An 18,399-nucleotide genomic window follows, 5' to 3' on the forward strand; every position below is an offset into this window, starting at 1 on the left:
GCTGCCGCCGAACGCGCTCGGTCGAGCTGCTAGAGGTTGCCGACGGCGAGGGCCGGGATCAGCTTGTCGATCACCGCCGGCAGTTCGCGCATGTGGCGAATCCCGATGGCGCCGGAGGGCGTGGGCTCGAGGTCGGGGAAGCGATTGAGATGGACGACCCGCATTCCCGCGGCCAGCGCGGCGCGGACGCCCACCTGGGCGTCGTCGATCACGATGCAGTCGGACGGTGCGAAGCCCATGTCGCGGCCGGCGTGCAGGAACAGGCCCGGCGCCGGCTTCCAGCTGCCCACGGTGTAGGCGCTGTAGATGTGATCGCCGAAGAAGCCCCGCAATCCCGTGCTGTCCAGCGCTCGCCGAATCTTGGTCTCGGGCCCGTTGGAGGCAACGCAGCGCGGCAGGGCGCCGAGCGCGTCGAGCGCTTCCGGCACGCCGGCGATGGGCTTGAGTTCGTCGACCATGCGTTCGTGCATCTCCTGACGCATCGCCGTCTCGATTCGCTGACGAACGGGATCCTCGAGACGCCCGTGCAGTCGTTCCAGATGGGAAACGATGCTGGCGAACCGTGCGCCACGAAAGTCCGTCATGTACTCGCTGGCCTGAAAGGGCAAGCCAGCCTGATTCAGATACTTCGCCATGACTTCGGCGAGCAGGGGTTCACTATCGACCAGAGTGCCATCGCAATCGAAAAGCAAGCAGAGGGGATCGGGCATGGTGGGTCGCCTCGAGGGCGCTGTCAGTGGATGTTACGCCGGCCGGTGATGATGTGTCGGGCCGCTGCGGTTGACTCCAGTTCTCTGATTATCGGCCCCGTGATCGAAGACTGTAGGATTACGGAACACTGTTTTTAATCTGTCTTGCAACTTTAGTCGCCCTGGCTGGAAATCACAAGCCGGAGCAAAGGGCTCCCCAGAAATTGCACACTTTTTGATCATCCGATATCAGCCGGCGTCCGGGCCGAAAGTCTGGGGCAGGTAGAGGATCAGGTCGGGGAAGGCGATCAGCAGGCCGATCACCAGCAGCATGACCAACAGATAGATCATCGTCGTGCCCAGCGCCGCGAGCAGGGGGATGCCGCCGATCTTGGCCGAGATCATCAGGCACAGGCCGTAAGGCGGGGTGATCAGGCCAAGGCCGAGCGCCATGACGCTGATCACGCCAAACTGCAGCGGATCGACGCCCGCCTGCGCCGCCAGCGGTTGGAAGATCGGTGCCAGAATCGCCATCGCCGGCAGCGAATCCATGAAGGTGCCGACCAGCAGCATGACGATGGTGGCGATGATCAGCAGCGTGGTCGGGTCGCTGATCTCGACGCCAGCCATCAGCTGCGGTGGAATGCGATAGAAGCTGATCAGGTAACCGAAGATGGCGGCACCCACCAGGCTGAATAGCGACAGCGAGCAGAGTCGAACGGTGTCGGTCGAGGCGTCCAGCACGCTTCTGAAGGTCAGCTCGCGGTAAACGATGAAACCCAGCAGCAGGGCATAGAGCACCGCCATTACCGCCGCCTCGGTCGGCGTGACGATACCGAGGGTAATGCCACCGATGATCAACACCGGTATGCCGGCGGCGAGCAGGCCGTCCTTGCCCGAGCTGGCCAGCTGCCTGAGCGTGGCCCGCTTGCGCGTCGGCACGTCGTAGCGGCGCACATAGCCGAGGTTGAGCAGCAGTTGTGCCACCGCGATCAGGACCCCGGGGATGATTCCACCCAAGAACAGCCCGGCGATCGAGGTGCTGGTCAGCGCACCCCAGACGATCATGTTGATCGACGGCGGAATGATGATGCCCATCACCGAGGAGGCCGCAGTGACAGCGACGCTGAAATGGGCCGGGTAGCCCTCTCTCTTCATTGCCGGGATCAGCACCGTACCGATGCCGGCGCTATCCGCCGTCGATGAGCCCGAAACCCCGGCGAACAGCATGCTCACCAGCACGTTGACGTGGGCCAGTGCACCTTTGACATGGCCGACCAGATTGAGACACAGCGTGATCAGGCGGTCGGTGATCCTGGCCGCGTTCATCAGGTTGCCGGCGAGCAGGAACAGCGGGACCGCCAGCAGCACGAACGAATCCATGCCGTAGTACATGCGCTGGAACATGACCCAGGGTATGAGACGTGGGTCGAGCACGATGATCGAGAACGACGTCAGCACCAGCGACATGGCGATTGGGACGCCGAGTATGATGAATACGCCGAGCAGCGCGAACAGAAGCCACGGCAGCAGGGGTAACCAGTCAGTGGGCATCATGATCTGTTCTCCGGCGAGCCGAGTGTCTGCGTCGGGGGCGCGTACCCCGGCTCATCGATTTCGGAAGGCGTGTCGAGCTTGCGCTCCATGGCGTCGACGCCGTGGGCCATCGTCACCAGCAGGCGCTGCAGGCTGAACAGCACGATCAGTAGGCCGCTGACGAAGAAGGTCGAGTAGGTCACCATCATCGGCAGCTGCGAGGCACTGGCGATGCGATCGAAACCGGAGCGCAGGAAGTCGAAGCCGAACACGACGAAGATCACGCCCACCAGCAGGCAGGCGACGTCGCGAATCACTCGCGTGATCCGATCCGGCCGGGAACCGCGCGGGAATGCCTCCAGCACGAAGTGGTCGGCATGCAGCACGCCGATGGCGGTGCCCAGCATGATCATCCACTGGAAGGCGAAACGGCTCATCTCCTCGGTCCAGTAGAGCCGCGGCATGAAGCCCAGGTTGCGGCTCGCGATCTGATAGACGATCAGTACGATGAAACTGGCCAGCAACAGCAGCAACACGCCATTGAGGAAGCGCTCCAGCTGGCGGTTGACGCGGCCCAGGGCCATTGCGAATGGCATGAGGTGCTCCTCAATCCGTGTCGATGATGAGTTCGTGGAGATCGCCTAGCCCCATGTCGTCGATGACCCGTCCCAGCGGTTCGGCGACGAGCTGCTGCATCCGCTCACGGTCCATGGGGTAGAAAGTGGCGCCTTCCTCTTTCAGCTTGTCCCGGGACTCCTTGTCGAGCCGGATCTGCAGGTTGCGCGCGTACTGCTCGCTCTCGTCGGCAGCCGCTTGCACCGCCTGCCGCTGTGCCGGCGTCAGCGAGTCCCAGGTGTCGTCGGAGAGCGTCAGCAGGCGTACGGTGATGTCGTGCTCGGAGAGCCCGATATAGGGCGCGACCTCGTGGAAACGCATGCGGTAGATCCACTCCGCCTCGTTGAGCAGGCCGTCGATGGCGCCGAGCTGCAGGCCGGTGTAGATCTCCTTGTAGGCCATCACCGTCGGCTGGGTACCCAGCGCCGCCCAGGCGGTGATCACCGGGCGGGTCGGATTGGTGCGCAGCTTCATGCCCCGGAGCGCGTCGAGATTCTCGAGTGGTCGCGTGCTGACGATCTGACGCGTGCTCCCGCCGTAGTAGGCGAGCACCTTGACCCCGGTTTCCTCCTCGATACGCCGGGCGATTTCCCGGCCCGGCTCGCCATCCAGCACGTGACGCCAGTGGTCGAGATCGCGATACAGAAAGGGAATCGAGAAGATGCTGGCGGTGTGCGAGAACTCCGAGATCAGCCCCGGGTTGACGATCGAGAGGTCCAGCGCACCGGCGGTCTGCTGCTCGAACATCTCGGTTTCGTGACCCAGCACCGAGTTACTGTAGATGTTGACCGTCAGGCCGCCGTCGGTCTTCTCCTCCAGCAGCTGCTTGAAGCGCTTTGCACTGAGGTGATAGGCCGTGTCCTCGGTGGCGCCATGGCCGAAGATCAGCTCTCGGGCCTGGGCGTGAGGAATGATGGCGACGAGGGCCGTCAGCGCCAGTGTCGTCAGCAGGGCGGTGGCGAACCCGCGATAGGCCGAGGGGCGGTGGTTCATGTCAACTCCTGCGCGACAGCGGATGAGATTCGGGAACTGGCGCGAATCACCAGGGGCGCCTCGAGCACGATGCGCTGTCGCTCGCCTTCGGGCTGCGCTATCCGCTTCAGGGCCAGTTCGGCGGCGTTGCGACCGATGGCACGAGGATGCGTCGCGATGCTGCTCAGGGCGGGCTCGGCGAGAGCGGCTTCCTCGATGTCGTCGACGCCGATCACCGCGCAATCCCGTCCCGCGCGAAGCCCGAGATGCGACAGCGCCAGCAGGGCGCCGAGCGCGACCAGATCGTTGTGGCAGATCAGTGCGGTAGGCGTGGTGTTGCCGCGCAACAGCGCCAGGGTTCGTTCGCGCCCCGCGCAACGGGTCAATGGCCCGCGATCGACGTTCGACAGATCGTCGAGACCGGCTTCGTGCATGGCGTGTCGATAGCCCGCGAGGCGCTCCCGGCCGGCGGAGTGATCGGCGATACCCGCGAGCAGCGTGATGCGGCGATGCCCCTGGATGACGAGATGACGAACGGCATTGATGACGCCGGTGCGGAGATCGGCGCCGACATAGTCGCCGAGCGGCGACTTGCCGACGTGTCGCATGACCTCGATACAAGGCATGCCCCAGTCGGCTATCGCTTCGATCGATGCCGCCGGTGTCTCTTCCGCCGGGCACAGCAGTAGTGCGTCGACCCGATGCTCACGCATGCGGGCGAGAAACCGAGCCTGACGATCCAGGCTGTCGCCGCTGCTGGCCAGGAAGGGGATGTAGTCGGCGGCCTGCAGTGTCTCGTCGATCCCCGCCATCAAGGCCCCGAAGAACGGATTGGCGATATCGTGGACAACCACCCCGACGGTGGCGGTGCGCGAGCTTCTCAAGGTCGCGGCGCCGCGATTGTAGACGTAACCCAGCGCGGCGGCGGCTTCCTGCACCCGCTTTCGGGTCGCCCCCGCCACCAATTCACTCTCTTGCATCACCAGCGAGACGGTCGAACGAGACACGCCCGCATGGGCGGCGATGTCTTTGAGCGTCACGCGGGTTCGAGCAGTGGATCCCATCGTATCCTCGTATTTGGATCGATCCAAAAGTGTCGAAAAGGCTAGTGTGCCACGACGATGTCGCCTATCCCCCTTTGGTGGTATATCCCATCACCGGCAGTCGGGAGCCTCGACGCAGAGGCCCCGGCCGGATGAGCGCGGCACTGTCAAAGACACGAGCGTGATATCAGTCGAAACGGCCTGCCCAGGCTTCCTCGTTGAACGGGCTGAGCGGACGCTTGCCCTCCAGCGCCAGCATGATGTTGTCCACCGCACGCTGCGCCATTGCCGTGCGCGTTTCATGGGTGGCGGAGCCGATATGCGGCAGTGCGACGACGTTGGGCATCCTGGGCAGCGGGGAGTCCGCCGGCAGCGGCTCCTGTTCGAACACGTCGAGACCGGCACCGCGAATGCGGCCGCTTTCGAGGGCTTCGATCAGCGCCGCCTCGTCCACCACCTGGCCGCGGGAGATGTTGATGAAGATGGCGCTCTCCTTCATCAGCTCGAACTCGCGGGCACCGATGAGCTGGCGGGTCTCCGGGGTCAGCGGAACGATGGCGCAGACGAAATCGGACTGCTGCAGCAACTCGTCCAGTTCGCAGTGGTGGGCGCCCAGTTCCGCGTCGAGCGCCGGCTTGGGCGAGGCGTTGGCGTAGAGGATCTTCATGCCGAAGCCGAGTGCGCCCCGGCGAGCCACGGCCTGGCCGATACGGCCGAAACCGACCATGCCCAGCGTCTTGCCGTGGACGTCGCTGCCGAACTGCTCGGGCCCGATGCTCGCTTTCCAGTCGCCGCGCCTGACGTACTCGGCCAGCTCCACCACCCGACGCGCGGTCGACATGATCAGCGAGAAGCCGGTATCGGCGGTGGTCTCGGTGAGCACGTCCGGGGTGTTGCAGAGCAGAATGCCGCGTCGGGTCAGTTCCTCGACCGGGTAGTTGTCCACACCCACCGAGATGCTGGCGATCGCTTCGAGGCTGGGGGCGGCGTCGAGCAGCTCTGGCGTCAGGGTGACCCCGGCACCGATCAGGCCGTGGGCCTCGCCCAGTGCTTCGCGAAACGCCGGGTCGTCGGGCGACTTGAGCTTGCCGAAGTAGTCGACGTGGAAGCGTTCGCTGAGCTGGTCGAGTTGCTGGTCGTTGAGGCGGCGGTACGCCAGGATGCGCTTGCGCATGGAAGACTCTCCGGCTGGAAGATGCATGATGCCGCGGGCGATGACGTCAACGCCCGCGAGACGAGAGACGCACGAGCTTACCGACAAACCCGGCCCCTTGAGACGATGCTCCGACGAAAGTCTAGACCAGTGAGCGCGCGAGTGGCCGGGAATGTCATCGCGTGGCTGGTCCGACGAACGCCTGGACGAGTGAAACGCGGACTGATGGCTGCCGCCTTGGGGTGGCGCCGTTGGCGGAACCTTGTAATGTGGACGGTATATTCGTGATGAGGCGAGGCGTGACGATGCAAGCGGACGTTGTGGTGCTGGGTGCCGGCATGATCGGCGTGTCGACGGCGTTGCAGTTGCAGCGGCGGGGCAGGCAGGTGGCGCTGATCGATCGGCGGGCGCCGGGGGAGGAGACTTCCTATGGCAACGCTGGGCTGATTCAGCGCGAAGCCGTCGAGCCCTATCCGTTTCCCCACGACAGCCGCATGATCTTCAAGGTCATGCGCAAGGGCGGCATCGACGTCAACTATCATCCGCTGGCGCTGCCCAAGCTGGCCTCGCCACTGGCGCAGTACTGGTGGTGGTCGTCACCGTCGCGCTACGCCAGGGTCGCGCGGGAATACAGCCGGCTGATCGAGCACTGCTTGAGTGAGCACGACAGCCTGATCCGAGAGGCGGGCGCCGAAGCGCTGGTGCGCCAGACCGGCTGGCGCACGGCGTTTCGGACACCGGGCGCCATGGCGCAGGGCATCGCGCACGCCGAGCGGCTGCAGCGCGAGTATGGCGTCGAGCACGCGATCGTCGAGGGTTCGGAACTCAGCCGGCAGGAACCGGGCATCAAGCGCGAACTGGCCGGTGCGGTGCACTGGACCCAGCCCTGGTCGGTGCGCGATCCCGGCGCACTGGTCGCGAGCTACGCCGAGCTGTTTCGACAGCGGGGCGGCCATTTCGCCAACGGCGACGCGACGACGCTGGTACGACACGGCAGCGGCTGGCGCGTGACCACTCAGGAAGGGGTGATCGATGCCGAACAGGCGGTCATCGCTCTCGGCCCCTGGGCGGATACGCTGACCCGGCGTCTGGGGTATCGCCTGCCGCTGTTCGTCAAGCGCGGCTACCATCGCCACTATGCGATGCAGAAACCGCTCGGCATGGCGATGCTGGATGCGGAAAACGGCATCATGCTGGCGCCGATGAACCGCGGGCTTCGGATCACCACGGGCGCGGAATTCGCGCGTCTCGATGCCCGCGCCACGCCGATGCAGTCCGGCAAGGCCGAAGTCGCGGCGCGCCAGATTCTCGATCTCGGCGAGGCGGTCGAAACCTCGTCCTGGCTGGGTGCGCGACCCTGCACCAGCGACATGAAACCGATCATCGGCCCGGCGCCGAAACACCCTGGGCTGTGGCTGCACTTCGGGCACGCGCATCAGGGCTTCACGCTGGGGCCGGCATCCGGACGGCTGCTGGCGGAAATGATCTGCGGCGAGACACCCTATATCGACCCCGCGCCCTACGCCCCGACGCGGTTCTGAGCGCAAGCCGCCAGAGAGGACGCGGGGATCAAGCGCGAGCCTGCCCGGGCCGCTTGATCAACTGACGGAATTTCGGCAGCTGCCGGGCGATGGGCGGTAAACGCAGGATCATCAGCAGGGCGCCGACGGCGGCGTAGAGGCTCCACTGCTCCAGGTCGGCACGGACCACCCAGAGGAAGTGCAGCAGCCCCAGGCCGAGCACCAGATAGACGATCTTGTGCAGCGTCTTCCAGCGCTTGCCCAGCTTGCGCATGGACCACTTGTTGGAGGTCACGCCCATCACGATCAGACCGGTGAGTGCCAGCATGCCGACGATGATGTAAGGGCGACGAACGATCTCGCTGCCGAGCCGGGACAGATCCAGCCCGAGGATGAAGACGGCATAGCAGAACAGGTGCAGCAGCGCGTAGGTCAGGGTCCACAGGCCGAGCTGACGTCGAATCAGGGTGAAGCCCTTCCAGCGCGTCAGCTTGGTCAGCGGGGTCAGGCTCAGCGTCAATAGCAGCATCCACAGAATGCCCTGGCCGATATTGAGCAGCAGATAGCGGCCGGGTTCCGGGCCGGCGGCGTTGATGGCGACCTGGGAACTCCAGTAGGCCAGCGGCACCAGCGCGGCAATGAACACCGCAATGCGCCACAGCGTCAGCGTATAGCGTGGCATCGACATTAGAAGCTCTTCCTCAGGTCCATGCCCTGATAGAGGCTCGCGACCTCGTCGGCGTAGCCGTTGAACATTCGCGTGTCGATGATGTTGGGATTGAACAGGCTGTTGGGCAGCCGGCGTTCGGTAGCCTGGCTCCAGCGCGGATGGTCGACCTTCGGATTGACGTTGGCATAGAAGCCGTACTCGTCCGGGGCGATCGCCTGCCACGAGTTGACCGGCTGCTCTTCGACCAGCGAGATGCGCACGATCGACTTGATGCTCTTGAAGCCGTACTTCCACGGCACGATCAGCCGGAACGGCGCGCCATTCTGGTTGGGCAGCTCGCGGCCGTACATGCCGAGCCCGAGGATCGCCAGCGGGTGCATCGCCTCGTCCATGCGCAGACCTTCGGTGTAGGGCCAGTCGATCAGCGCGAACGACGAGTCCTGCCCCGGCATCTGATCCGGTGCGACCAGGGTCTCGAACTTGACGTACTTGGCCTTCGAGGTCGGCTCGGCCCGCTTGATGACGTCACCCAGCGGAATCCCCAGCCACGGAATCACCATCGACCACGCCTCGACGCAGCGCAGCCGATAGATGCGCTCCTGCAGTCGAGAGGGCTTGGCGATATCCTCGAGGTCGAAGCGCCCGCCGTTGGCGACCTCGCCGTCGATCACCACGCTCCACGGCTGAGTCTCGAGCGAGTCGGCGTTGCGGGCGGGGTCGCTCTTGCCGGTGCCGAATTCGTAGAAATTGTTGTAGTGGGTGGCGTCTTCGAACGGCGTCAGCTTGTCCAGCTCCCGATCGGCGGGTACCACGCTATCCCACTCGGCGTTTTCCAGCTTTGGCTTGAACCAGCCCGGCGGATTGCCGGCCGGTACGTCCTGATAGTCGGACGCGGCGGCCTGGGCGCGGCCGGCCAGCGCCAGCCCCGCGCCGACGCCCGCCAGACCGCCCATAAAGCGACGACGCGAGAGGTAGACCGATTCCGGGGTGACGTCCGATTCGCGCAGGTCGCCGGGTTTGGCAATCTTGATCAACATGATGAGTCTCCAACCGCCAACAGTGGCATGTCGTGGATACGCGGGCAGCGCGCGGCTGGATGCGTATTGCGCCATTCGGCGCGCGCCGGGACTTGCTCCGAGTCTCGTATGACGCTCATTCTAGGTGATCTATTCCCTCGCCCCAGGCAAAAAATTCGGGCCGCGCTCAGATCACGCCCAGCCAACGCCACCAGACGAAATCCAACGGCCACAGCAGCACGATGGTGATCAGCGCCAGCGGCAGCGTGATCCGCATGGCCTGGCGAATGGTCACGCCGGAGGTGAGCAGGCCGATGATCAGTGGCGGCGACTGATAGGGAAACACCACGGTCGAGAAGCCGATGACCTGGGACATCACCACGGCCGACGGCGACCAGCCGGTGACATCGGCCAACTGCGGCGCCAGCGGCGTCATCACCGCGGGGATGCCGGGCAGCGTGACCAGCATGCCCAGCACCGTACCGATCACGGCGAGCCAGGCGAAGTTGCCGGCGGTCGACTCGGGTGACAGCGGCAGCACCTCGAGCAGCCGACCGGCGATCGCCTCGCCCAGCCCGCTCTGGTGTGCCAGGGCGCCCAGGCTGACGATACCCGCCACATAGATGAACGGTTCCAGATTCATCTGCTGCAGGGGCCTGGCCGGCAGCAGTCCGCTGCCGGGAAACAGGCAGGCCAGCGCCACCAGCATGCCGATCCAGGCCGGCGAGATGCCGTGCCAGGCATCGGTCATCCACATCAGCACGGCGAAGGCCAGTAGTGCGCCCATCATGGTGCCCCCGCGGCCGAGCGGGTGAGCCGCCTCGGCCGCGAACGGCGACGGTGACTCCGCGCGGAACTGCCATAGAATCAGCGCCATGATCAGCGCCCACTTGAGCAGCCCCAAAACGGGAAAGTGCAGCAGCAGGTATTCGCCGTAACTGGGCGAGAAGCCGAGCACCGCTTCGCTGGCCCCCATCAGCACGTTGTTGGGCACATTGGCCGGCAGGATCGTGAAGGTGGGCAGGAAGCTCGACATGATGCCGCTGAGCAGGATGCCGCTGCGGCCTGGATTGCCCGGGGCGTAGCCGAAGCGGTCGGCCAGGGTCAGCAGGATCGGCACCAGCAGCACGATCCGGCCCATCGCCGACGGCATGAAGAACGAGGCGATCAATCCCAGCAGCCCGATGCCCACGACCGCCTGTGGATAACCCGATGCGAGGTGAGGGCCGATCCTGGCGGCGACGCGCTCGCCCAGGCCGGTATGGTTGATCGCGGCGCCGATCACCATGCCCGAGAACACCAGCCAGGTCGCCGCCGACTCGAAGCCGGCGAACGCCGTCGAGGCCGGGGCGACTTTCGCCACGGTGCACAGCGTGAAGAAGATCAGCGCGGTCAGCCACTGTGGCAACCAGCCCGTGGCCCACAGGCCGATACAGAGCACCACGACGATACCGGCCTGCAGCACCGAGCCATCGGCGCTGCCTAGCAACAGCCAGCCGAGAGCGCCCAGCAAGGCCAGCAGTGATAACCCTTGACGCCAGGGGAGAACGGTAACCGAAGACGACATCGTGGCGGTTCCAGAAACGAGCGAGGCGGCAGTATATCAGCGCCTCGAGGAGGTGGCGGATCGACTACGCTAAGCGCGGTGCCGTGTGGCAACGATCGGGAGGGAATATGACGACGGAAGCGATGGCGACGCTCTGCCTGAGTGGCGAACTGACCAACAAGCTCGAGGCGATCGCGAGGGCGGGATTCGATGGGGTGGAGATCTTCGTCGACGACCTGCAGTCCAGTGGGCTGTCGCCGCGAGCCGTGGGCGATCGCTGTCGGCAGCTTGGCCTGACGGTCGTGGCGCTACAGCCGTTTCGCGATGTCGAGGCGCTACCGCCCGAGCTACAGCGGACAATGCTCGACGAGGCCAGGCGCCACCTCGATACGCTGGCGGATCTCGGTGGGGACTTCCTGCTCGCCTGCAGCAGCACCCGGGAAGAGGCCGAGGACGACATCGACCGTGCCGTCGATACGCTGAGCGATCTGGCCGAGCTGGCCGCCGAGAGAAACCTGCGAGTGGGTTACGAAGCGCTGGCCTGGGGGCGCCATGTCTTCGATTATCGCGACGCCTGGGAGACCGTTCGACAGGCGGATCATCCGGCGCTCTCCATCGTGCTCGACAGTTACCACATTCTCGCCCAGGAGCTAGAGCTGGAAACCCTCGCCACGATCCCCGGCGACCGGATCGGCCTGGTGCAACTGGCCGACTCGCCGTGGCCGCGGGGACAGGAGCTGCAATCGCTGAGCCGACACTGGCGAGCGTTTCCCGGCGACGGAGAACTGCCCATCGAGCGCTTCATGACAGCGCTGGAACGAACCGGCTATCAGGGGCCGCTGTCGCTGGAGATCTTCAGCGATTCGCTCGGGGTCATGCCGACGGGCATGGCCGCGCTGCAGGGGAAGCACGCCCTGGAATCGCTGTTGGCATCGCGAACCTAGCGGGGCCGGCGCGACCTACATCAACCATAGATGGCTCAACCAGATGCCCAGTGCCAGCGTCACCGCGGAGAGCACCGTCGCCATGACCAGGGCGGCGGTGCCGAGTTCGGCGAAACCGTAACGCTGCCCGAGCAGGGGATACATGCTCAGCATCGGCGCGCAGGAGAAGATGATGGCGGCGGTGGCGAACACCGGCGTCAGCCCGGGGATCAGCAGAATCATCAGCAGCACGCTCAGTGGATGCAGCAGCAGCTTGGCCAGGGCGATCTGCGAGACGTCTCCGACCATGCCTCTCACTCGCAAGCCGCATAGCGTTCCCCCGATCACGAACAGTGCCACCGGCGACGACGATGCCGCCAGCATCTGCAGCACCCGGGCGATCGGTTCCGGCGGGTGCAGGTTCAGCGCCGCCAGTATCGTGCCGGCCGCGATGGCGATGATCAGGGGATGACGCAGGATACGCACGGCCACCGGTTTGAGCGTTGCCCAGAAACCGTTGTCGGGCTGGCGGGCGAACTCCGCCAGCACCAGTGCGGTGGGAATCACCAGCAGATTCTCGATCAGCATGTTGAGCGCCATGGCGATGCTCGCCGTGGGGCCGATCACCAGCACCGCCACCGGATAGCCGATGAACCCGCTGTTGGAAGCCGAGGTGCCCAGCGCATACATCGCCCGGCGCTCCAGCGGCTGATCGCTGCGCCAGGTGACCCACGCAAACATGGCAGCGAAGGCCAGCCCCGAGCCGAGGCCATAGGTCAGCAGATACGGAACGTTGAAGACATCACCCAGCGGGCGTTCCAGCAGCGCCTGGATCACCAGTGCTGGCAACGCGATATTGATGACGTAACGGCCCATGCCCTGGATATGGGCCTTGTCGACGACACGCTTGAGTACGGCCAGGTAGCCGATACCCAGCAGAATGAAGATGGGAATGATGGCGCCGAGGATGGTGTTCACGAAGCTCTGATCGCTGCCAATTAGACTTATGGCTAATAGCATGAGCCCCGGGGGCGCCAGCGGCAAGTGAATTCACTTAAGCGGCGCCCGTGCCACCAGGGGTCAATTGACCTGTGTCGCGATCTGCGCCGCCTTGTCGCGCAGCATCGGCAGGAATTCGTCGGTCAGGGTGGCGATGCTGATACGGGCGGCATTGGTGCTGACGTTGATCGCGCCGATCAGCTCGCCATGGGCATCGAAGGCGGGAATGGCCAGTGAGCGCAGTCCAGAGTCCAGTTCCTGATCGAGCACGCAGTAACCCTGTTCACGCACCGCCTTCAGCGAGTCGCACAGCGCCGACTTGTCGGTGAGGCTGTGTTCGGTGTGCCGCGTCAACGTCACCCGGGCCAGAAACGCATCCTGCTCCTCCGGCGTCAGCTGGCTCAGCAGCACACGTCCCATCGAGGTGTAGGCCGCCGGCAGGCGCGTGCCGATCGACAGCGAGATCGACATCAGCCTGTGCGGCGCCGCCGAGCGTGCCACGTAGGTCACCTCGTCTCCATCCAGCACGCCCATCGACGACGACTCCCCGGTCGCTTCGGTGATCGCCTCGAGATGCTGCTGGATCACCGTGCGGTAGCCGTTGGAGGAGAGAAAGGCATAACCCAACTGGAGGGCCTTGGGCGCCAGTTCGAAGGAGCGGTGCTGCTTGCGCACGTACCCCAGGGCATGGAGCGTGAGCAGGAAGCGACGCGCACGAGCTCGGTTCATCCCCGTCTTGGCTGCCACCTCGCTGAGGGTCATGCGTGGCGACTGTTGATCGAAAGCGAGAATGACTTCGAGCCCACTGGCGAGTGCGGTGACGAAGTCGCGGTCGTCGGGAGTAAGCATTTCATCCTTGCTGGGCATGCCTGGAAGTTCCTTGCTGTCTGCCGGATCGATGGCTGTGAGCTTACGGTGTCAGAGAAAAGTTCGAAAGCCGAACATCTGTTCCAGAGAATTTTCCGGGTGCGAGGGCCAGGAATGGTGGGATTCGCAGGAAGAGACCGCGTCGGGGCAATGCCTGACGGCAAGGGCGAGTTGATGTTAGACGAAGGTCAGGCGTGAAGTACCACCGTTGCCGCATGCTTTCGAGGTGCCACCGGATTTTGGTGAGGCGCTGACAGGCGCCAACTTGACACTGGCAGGTTTCGAAAATTCATAATGCGAACTTGTTGACGCTATTCGAACACCATCGACGGCTGCTTGCCGGAGTCGAGTGTCGCACCAGGTCCGGGGCGCTCTGCCCCTTGTACAACGGCGAGCGCCACACCGATCGGCGATGCTCGCTACCATCCATTGTCAGTGCTTGGCGGGCATACGACCCGCACAGACGGGGCCTTCCATGTTCGATCACTTCTTTCGCCACCCCTTCATGAGCCGCGCAGGGATTGACGCCCTGGACGCGGCATCCGTCGTCGCAGCCCTGTGCCAGGTCGAAACGGCACTGGCTCGGGCAGAGGAGGCCGAAGGCTTGCTGCCAGCCGGTACCGCCGCGGCGCTGAAACAGGCGTTGCGCCTTGAAGCCTTCGATCTCGCTGCGCTGGCGGACGATGTCGGCAAGGGGGGCAATGTTGCCATTCCTTTCGTCAAGCAGGGGCGGTCGATGCTGCCGGAGGCGCTCAAGCCGGCCTTTCACCGGGGGGCGACCAGCCAGGACATCGTCGATACCGCGCTGATGCTGCTGTTGAAACCCCGGTTGCAGTCGTGCCTGTCGCATCTGGCGCGTCTTCGCCGGGCCCAGGGCGAGCTGATGCGGCGTTACCGGGATACGCCGATGATCGGACGGACCTTGATGCAGCAGGCATTGCCCATCACCTTCGGCGTCAAGGTGGCGCAATGGACCTGGGGAGTGTGCCAGGCGGAGCAGAGATTGCAGGCGGTGGTCGACACCAGGCTCTACGTGCAGTTCGGCGGTGCCGTGGGCGTCCATTCCGGGCTGGACCCGAGTGGCATTGCGATCATGGAGGCTCTGGCACGGACGCTGGGGCTGGAGAGCCCCCTGCTGCCCTGGCATACCGACCGCCAGCCGGTCCTCGAACTGATGGGGGCCGTCGATGCCGTTGCCGTGGCGCTGGAGAAAGCGGCACTGGATATTGCGCTGCTGTGCCAGAGCGAGATAGGTGAACTCAGCGAACCCGCGGCCCCCGGGGTGGGCGGATCGTCGTCGATGCCGCACAAGCGCAATCCGGTCGCCTGCGCGCGCATCCGTGCCGCCGCGCGCCAGATTCACGGTCAGCATGGGGTCATCGTCAACGCCGGAGCGCAACCGCTGGAGCGGGGACTGGGCGAGTGGCACGCCGAATGGGCGCCACTACTGGATGCCGTGCTCAGTCTGGAGGGGGCGCTGGAATCGATGGTGCCGCTGCTCGAGGGCCTGGAAGTCCACGAGGCGTCGATGAAGCGCAATCTGCGCTTGAGCGGCGGGGCGATCATGGCCGAACCGGCGACGCGCCTGTTATGCGACATCATGAGTAGCGACGACGCGCTGGAACTGGCGCAGCGTGCGGGAGAAGAGGCGCGCCGTGAATGTCGTGACTACGCCGAGGTGCTGCTCGAATTCAGTGCCGTCGCCGAGGGCCTTGATCCTGACGAGGTGCGGTCGGCGCTCGCGATCGAACTATACATTGGTAGTAGCCTGCACCAGGTCGACCGCTGCCTTTCCTATTTGCAATCTTTTTAAATGATTGATTTGAAATCATAAAAATAGAGACGCCACAAAATGGCTCTGCGTGAGCCGTTGTGCTCGGCGTTTGACCACGAAGTGACGACAGGATAGCGTGTTCGTATCACAAACTAGCGTTCGTTTAGCGAACATTGTGTGTGAGACCAACCTGGTGGGACCAACCTGAGAGTCGAGCACGATGGCCGAATTCCTGTCACTTCACGACGCCGTGGCGCGTCATGTCGAGGATGGGGCAACCCTTGCCATGGAAGGGTTCACCCATCTCATTCCGTTTGCCGCCGGGCACGAGATCATCCGCCAGGGGCGGCGTGAGCTGACCCTGATCCGCATGACCCCGGATCTGATCTTCGACCAGATGATCGGCGCCGGCTGCGCCCGCCGCCTGATCTTTTCCTGGGGTGGCAACCCCGGCGTGGGCTCGCTGCACCGCCTGCGCGATGCGGTGGAACACGGCTATCCGCAGCCGCTGGAGATCTTCGAGCACAGCCACGCCGCCATGGCCTGCGCCTTCGAGGCCGGCGCCGCCGGTCTGCCGCTGGCGGTGCTGCGTGGCTACGTGGGCAGCGATCTGCCCAAGGTCAATTCGCAGATCAAGTTCATCGAGTGCCCGTTCACCGGCGAGCGCCTGGCCGCGGTGCCGGCGGTGCGGCCGGACGTGGGTATCGTCCACGCGCAGAAGGCGGACCGCGCCGGCAACGTGCTGGTGGAGGGGATCATCGGCGTGCAGAAGGAGGTGGTGCTGGCGGCGCGCCACAGCATCGTCACCGTCGAGGAGGTGGTCGACGATCTCGAGGCGGGGCCCAACGCCTGCGTCATTCCCGCTTGGGCGATCGATGCCATCGCCGTGGCCGAGCAGGGCGCCTACCCCTCCTACGCCCATGGCTACTACCCGCGGGACAACGCCTTCTACAAGGCCTGGGATGCGATCGCCCGCGACCGCGAGAGCTTCGCCGCCTGGCTCGAGGAACATGTCTACCACGCCGGAGGAGCCGCCTGATGAGCCTCGACTACACCGCTGCGGAAATGATGACCGTCACCGCCGCCCGGGCGCTGGAAAACGGCACCACCTGCTTCGTCGGGATCGGCCTGCCCAGTGAGGCGGCCAACCTGGCGCGGTTGACCCATGCCCCGGACGTAGTGCTGATTTATGAGTCCGGCACCCTGCAGACCAAACCCAATGTGCTGCCGCTGTCGATCGGCGATGGCGAGCTGTGCGAGACCGCGCTGACCACCGTCTCGGTGCCGGAGATGTTCCGCTACTGGCTGCAGGGCGGGCACGTCGACGTCGGCTTTCTGGGCACCGCGCAGATCGACCGCTACTGCAATCTCAACACCACGCTGATCGGTGACTACCGCGAGCCCAAGGTACGGCTGCCGGGCGGCGGCGGGGCGCCTGAGATCGCCACCAACGCGGGCGAGGTGTTCATCACCGTCAAGCACTCCAAGCGTACCTTCGTCGAGGCGGTGGATTTCGTCACCACGGTCGGCTTCGGCCGCGACGGCACCGCTCGCGACGGCGTGCCCCACATCGGCCGCGGTCCGACCCGGGTGATCACCGACCTGTGCGTGATGAAGCCCGACCCCGAGACCAAGGAGCTGGTGGTGGTCTCGCTGCATCCGGGGGTGACCGCCGAGCAGGTGCGCGAGGCCACCGGCTGGGAGATCTGCTTCGCCGAGCGGCTCGAGACCACGCCCGAGCCGGGTGAGCAGGAGCTCGAGGTACTGCGCGAGCTCAAGGCGCGCACCGCACGCCACCACGCCGGCAACGAGATGGGAGAGAACGCATGAACGACGTCTATCTGTGCCGGCCGCTGCGCTCCGCGGTGGGCCGCTTCGGTGGCGCCTTGGCGAGCGTGCGCCCCGACGATCTGGCGGCGCGGCTGTTCGAGGCGGTGCTGGCGCAGCATCCGCAGCTCGACCCGGCGGTGATCGACGACGTGATCATGGGCTGCGCCAACCAGGCCGGCGAGGACAACCGCAGCGTGGCGCGCATGGCGGCGCTGCTGGCGGGGTTGCCCACCAGCGTGCCGGGTTCCACCATCAACCGCCTGTGCGGCTCGAGCATGGACGCCATCGGCACCGCGGCGCGGGCGATCCGTGCCGGCGAGGCCGAGCTGATCCTCACCGGCGGCGTCGAGTCGATGTCGCGGGCCCCCTACGTGATCGGCAAGGCCGGCTCCCCCTATGCGCGCAAGCAGCAGATGGAGGACACCACCATCGGCTGGCGCTTCGTCAATCCGTTGATGGAGAAGCGCTACGGGGTCGACTCGATGCCCGAGACCGCCGAGAACGTGGCCGAGCAGTTCGCCATCTCGCGCGAGGATCAGGACCGCTACGCCTATCGCTCGCAGCAACTGACCCAGGCGGCACAGGAGGCCGGGCGGCTGGGCGAGGGGATCGTGCCGATCGAGATTCCGCGGCGCAAGCAGGCGCCGCTGATCTTCGACCGCGACGAGCATCCGCGCCCGGAGACCACGCTGGAGGCGCTGGCCAAGTTACCGACGCCGTTCCGCGAGGGTGGCACCGTCACTGCCGGCAACGCCTCCGGGGTCAACGATGGCGCGGCTGCGATGCTGGTGGCGAGCGAGGCGGCGCTAACACGCTTCGGGCTCGAACCCATCGCGCGCATTCATGGCATGGCCACCGCCGGCGTTGAGCCGCGCATCATGGGCATCGGCCCGGTGCCGGCGACCCGCAAGCTGCTCGACCGGCTGGGCATGAGCCTCGACCAGATGGACGTGATCGAACTCAACGAAGCCTTCGCCGCCCAAGTGCTGGCGTGCGCCCGCGAACTCGGCGTGGCCGACGACGACCCGCGGCTCAACCCCAACGGCGGCGCCATCGCACTGGGCCATCCGCTGGGCATGTCGGGGGCGCGCATCATCAGCTCGGCGGCCTACGAACTGGCGCGCAGCCACAAGCGCTTCGCTCTGTGCACCATGTGCATCGGCGTGGGCCAGGGCATCGCCACGGTGATCGAGCGGGTGTGACGCTCGTCAGCAGCAACCCATAACGACAAATCGCTAGAGGGAAC

General features: G+C 65.3%; 17 protein-coding genes. 6 read left to right on the forward strand and 11 right to left on the reverse strand.

Annotated features, from left to right (window positions below):
* Positions 1-29 precede the first annotated feature (29 nt).
* The 6 genes from F0A16_RS18885 to F0A16_RS18910 all read right to left on the reverse strand — a co-directional run bounded on the left by F0A16_RS18885 (position 30) and on the right by F0A16_RS18910 (position 6,029).
* A complete protein-coding gene (locus tag F0A16_RS18885) occupies positions 30-710 on the reverse strand; it encodes an HAD family hydrolase (RefSeq protein ID WP_149437148.1) in 681 nt (226 codons plus the stop codon).
* Between the two features lie 228 nt (positions 711-938).
* Positions 939-2,246 (reverse strand): TRAP transporter large permease, encoded by a 1,308-nt coding sequence (locus tag F0A16_RS18890; protein WP_149437150.1) that lies wholly within the window; start codon positions 2,244-2,246, stop codon positions 939-941.
* Complete coding sequence (locus tag F0A16_RS18895) at positions 2,243-2,821, reverse strand: TRAP transporter small permease (protein WP_149437152.1); 579 nt, start codon at positions 2,819-2,821, stop codon at positions 2,243-2,245. Before F0A16_RS18895 ends, F0A16_RS18890 begins: the two co-directional genes overlap by 4 nt.
* A 10-nt stretch (positions 2,822-2,831) precedes the next feature.
* Positions 2,832-3,833 (reverse strand): TRAP transporter substrate-binding protein, encoded by a 1,002-nt coding sequence (locus F0A16_RS18900; RefSeq protein WP_149437155.1) that lies wholly within the window; start codon positions 3,831-3,833, stop codon positions 2,832-2,834.
* The gene (locus F0A16_RS18905; RefSeq protein ID WP_149437156.1) at positions 3,830-4,876 is read right to left on the reverse strand and encodes a LacI family DNA-binding transcriptional regulator; all 1,047 of its coding nucleotides are present in this window, start codon (positions 4,874-4,876) and stop codon (positions 3,830-3,832) included. The genes F0A16_RS18900 and F0A16_RS18905 overlap by 4 nt, the downstream gene beginning before the upstream one ends.
* A gap of 166 nt (positions 4,877-5,042) precedes the next feature.
* Positions 5,043-6,029, reverse strand: a complete 987-nt coding sequence (locus tag F0A16_RS18910; RefSeq protein ID WP_149437158.1) for a 2-hydroxyacid dehydrogenase — start codon at positions 6,027-6,029, stop codon at positions 5,043-5,045.
* A 284-nt stretch (positions 6,030-6,313) separates the two neighbouring features.
* Here F0A16_RS18910 and F0A16_RS18915 point away from each other — a divergent pair, with 284 nt between their 5' ends.
* A complete protein-coding gene (locus F0A16_RS18915) occupies positions 6,314-7,549 on the forward strand; it encodes an NAD(P)/FAD-dependent oxidoreductase (protein ID WP_149437160.1) in 1,236 nt (411 codons plus the stop codon).
* A gap of 28 nt (positions 7,550-7,577) precedes the next feature.
* Here F0A16_RS18915 and msrQ read toward each other — a convergent pair whose 3' ends face one another.
* From msrQ to F0A16_RS18930, 3 genes are all read right to left on the reverse strand, one after another.
* Positions 7,578-8,216 carry a protein-methionine-sulfoxide reductase heme-binding subunit MsrQ gene (gene msrQ, locus F0A16_RS18920; RefSeq protein WP_149437162.1) on the reverse strand — a complete coding sequence of 213 codons (639 nt, stop codon included), beginning with the start codon at positions 8,214-8,216 and terminating at the stop codon, positions 7,578-7,580.
* Complete coding sequence (gene msrP / locus F0A16_RS18925) at positions 8,216-9,235, reverse strand: protein-methionine-sulfoxide reductase catalytic subunit MsrP (RefSeq protein WP_149437164.1); 1,020 nt, start codon at positions 9,233-9,235, stop codon at positions 8,216-8,218. Before msrP ends, msrQ begins: the two co-directional genes overlap by 1 nt.
* A 166-nt stretch (positions 9,236-9,401) precedes the next feature.
* A complete protein-coding gene (locus F0A16_RS18930; RefSeq protein ID WP_149437166.1) occupies positions 9,402-10,781 on the reverse strand; it encodes an SLC13 family permease in 1,380 nt (459 codons plus the stop codon).
* Between the two features lie 107 nt (positions 10,782-10,888).
* Between F0A16_RS18930 and F0A16_RS18935 the strand changes: the two genes are divergently transcribed.
* Positions 10,889-11,704, forward strand: coding sequence for a sugar phosphate isomerase/epimerase family protein (locus tag F0A16_RS18935; RefSeq protein ID WP_149437168.1), 816 nt, complete (start codon positions 10,889-10,891; stop codon positions 11,702-11,704).
* 15 nt (positions 11,705-11,719) lie between these two features.
* Here F0A16_RS18935 and F0A16_RS18940 read toward each other — a convergent pair whose 3' ends face one another.
* A complete protein-coding gene (locus F0A16_RS18940) occupies positions 11,720-12,661 on the reverse strand; it encodes an AEC family transporter (RefSeq protein ID WP_239023888.1) in 942 nt (313 codons plus the stop codon).
* A 102-nt stretch (positions 12,662-12,763) separates the two neighbouring features.
* On the reverse strand, positions 12,764-13,549 hold the full coding sequence (locus F0A16_RS18945; protein ID WP_149437172.1) for an IclR family transcriptional regulator domain-containing protein: 786 nt from the start codon (positions 13,547-13,549) through the stop codon (positions 12,764-12,766).
* Between the two features lie 475 nt (positions 13,550-14,024).
* On the opposite strand from F0A16_RS18945, the gene F0A16_RS18950 reads away from it, so the two are divergent.
* The 4 genes from F0A16_RS18950 (at position 14,025) to pcaF (ending at position 18,355) form a co-directional block, all read left to right on the forward strand.
* Complete coding sequence (locus F0A16_RS18950; RefSeq protein ID WP_149437174.1) at positions 14,025-15,362, forward strand: class-II fumarase/aspartase family protein; 1,338 nt, start codon at positions 14,025-14,027, stop codon at positions 15,360-15,362.
* 181 nt (positions 15,363-15,543) lie between these two features.
* Positions 15,544-16,362 (forward strand): CoA transferase subunit A, encoded by an 819-nt coding sequence (locus tag F0A16_RS18955; RefSeq protein WP_149437176.1) that lies wholly within the window; start codon positions 15,544-15,546, stop codon positions 16,360-16,362.
* Positions 16,362-17,153, forward strand: coding sequence for a CoA-transferase subunit beta (locus F0A16_RS18960; RefSeq protein WP_149437179.1), 792 nt, complete (start codon positions 16,362-16,364; stop codon positions 17,151-17,153). Before F0A16_RS18955 ends, F0A16_RS18960 begins: the two co-directional genes overlap by 1 nt.
* Positions 17,150-18,355: a 3-oxoadipyl-CoA thiolase gene (gene pcaF / locus F0A16_RS18965; protein WP_149437180.1), complete on the forward strand. Its 1,206-nt coding sequence runs from the start codon at positions 17,150-17,152 to the stop codon at positions 18,353-18,355. Before F0A16_RS18960 ends, pcaF begins: the two co-directional genes overlap by 4 nt.
* The last annotated feature ends 44 nt before the right edge of the window (positions 18,356-18,399 follow it).

Source organism: Salinicola corii (genome assembly GCF_008298015.1).
GTDB classification, from domain to species: domain Bacteria; phylum Pseudomonadota; class Gammaproteobacteria; order Pseudomonadales; family Halomonadaceae; genus Salinicola; species Salinicola corii.

What these genes read in the sequence shown, in the direction of transcription:
- F0A16_RS18910 (WP_149437158.1), bottom strand. Translation starts at nt 6,029, where the DNA reads ATGCGCAAGCGCATCCTGGCGTACCGCCGCCTCAACGACCAGCAACTC.
- F0A16_RS18885 (WP_149437148.1), bottom strand. Translation starts at nt 710, where the DNA reads ATGCCCGATCCCCTCTGCTTGCTTTTCGATTGCGATGGCACTCTGGTC.
- pcaF (WP_149437180.1), top strand. Translation starts at nt 17,150, where the DNA reads ATGAACGACGTCTATCTGTGCCGGCCGCTGCGCTCCGCGGTGGGCCGC.
- F0A16_RS18930 (WP_149437166.1), bottom strand. Translation starts at nt 10,781, where the DNA reads ATGTCGTCTTCGGTTACCGTTCTCCCCTGGCGTCAAGGGTTATCACTG.
- F0A16_RS18955 (WP_149437176.1), top strand. Translation starts at nt 15,544, where the DNA reads ATGGCCGAATTCCTGTCACTTCACGACGCCGTGGCGCGTCATGTCGAG.
- F0A16_RS18915 (WP_149437160.1), top strand. Translation starts at nt 6,314, where the DNA reads ATGCAAGCGGACGTTGTGGTGCTGGGTGCCGGCATGATCGGCGTGTCG.
- F0A16_RS18905 (WP_149437156.1), bottom strand. Translation starts at nt 4,876, where the DNA reads ATGGGATCCACTGCTCGAACCCGCGTGACGCTCAAAGACATCGCCGCC.
- F0A16_RS18950 (WP_149437174.1), top strand. Translation starts at nt 14,025, where the DNA reads ATGTTCGATCACTTCTTTCGCCACCCCTTCATGAGCCGCGCAGGGATT.
- msrQ (WP_149437162.1), bottom strand. Translation starts at nt 8,216, where the DNA reads ATGTCGATGCCACGCTATACGCTGACGCTGTGGCGCATTGCGGTGTTC.
- msrP (WP_149437164.1), bottom strand. Translation starts at nt 9,235, where the DNA reads ATGTTGATCAAGATTGCCAAACCCGGCGACCTGCGCGAATCGGACGTC.
- F0A16_RS18890 (WP_149437150.1), bottom strand. Translation starts at nt 2,246, where the DNA reads ATGATGCCCACTGACTGGTTACCCCTGCTGCCGTGGCTTCTGTTCGCG.
- F0A16_RS18945 (WP_149437172.1), bottom strand. Translation starts at nt 13,549, where the DNA reads ATGCCCAGCAAGGATGAAATGCTTACTCCCGACGACCGCGACTTCGTC.
- F0A16_RS18900 (WP_149437155.1), bottom strand. Translation starts at nt 3,833, where the DNA reads ATGAACCACCGCCCCTCGGCCTATCGCGGGTTCGCCACCGCCCTGCTG.
- F0A16_RS18960 (WP_149437179.1), top strand. Translation starts at nt 16,362, where the DNA reads ATGAGCCTCGACTACACCGCTGCGGAAATGATGACCGTCACCGCCGCC.
- F0A16_RS18935 (WP_149437168.1), top strand. Translation starts at nt 10,889, where the DNA reads ATGACGACGGAAGCGATGGCGACGCTCTGCCTGAGTGGCGAACTGACC.
- F0A16_RS18895 (WP_149437152.1), bottom strand. Translation starts at nt 2,821, where the DNA reads ATGCCATTCGCAATGGCCCTGGGCCGCGTCAACCGCCAGCTGGAGCGC.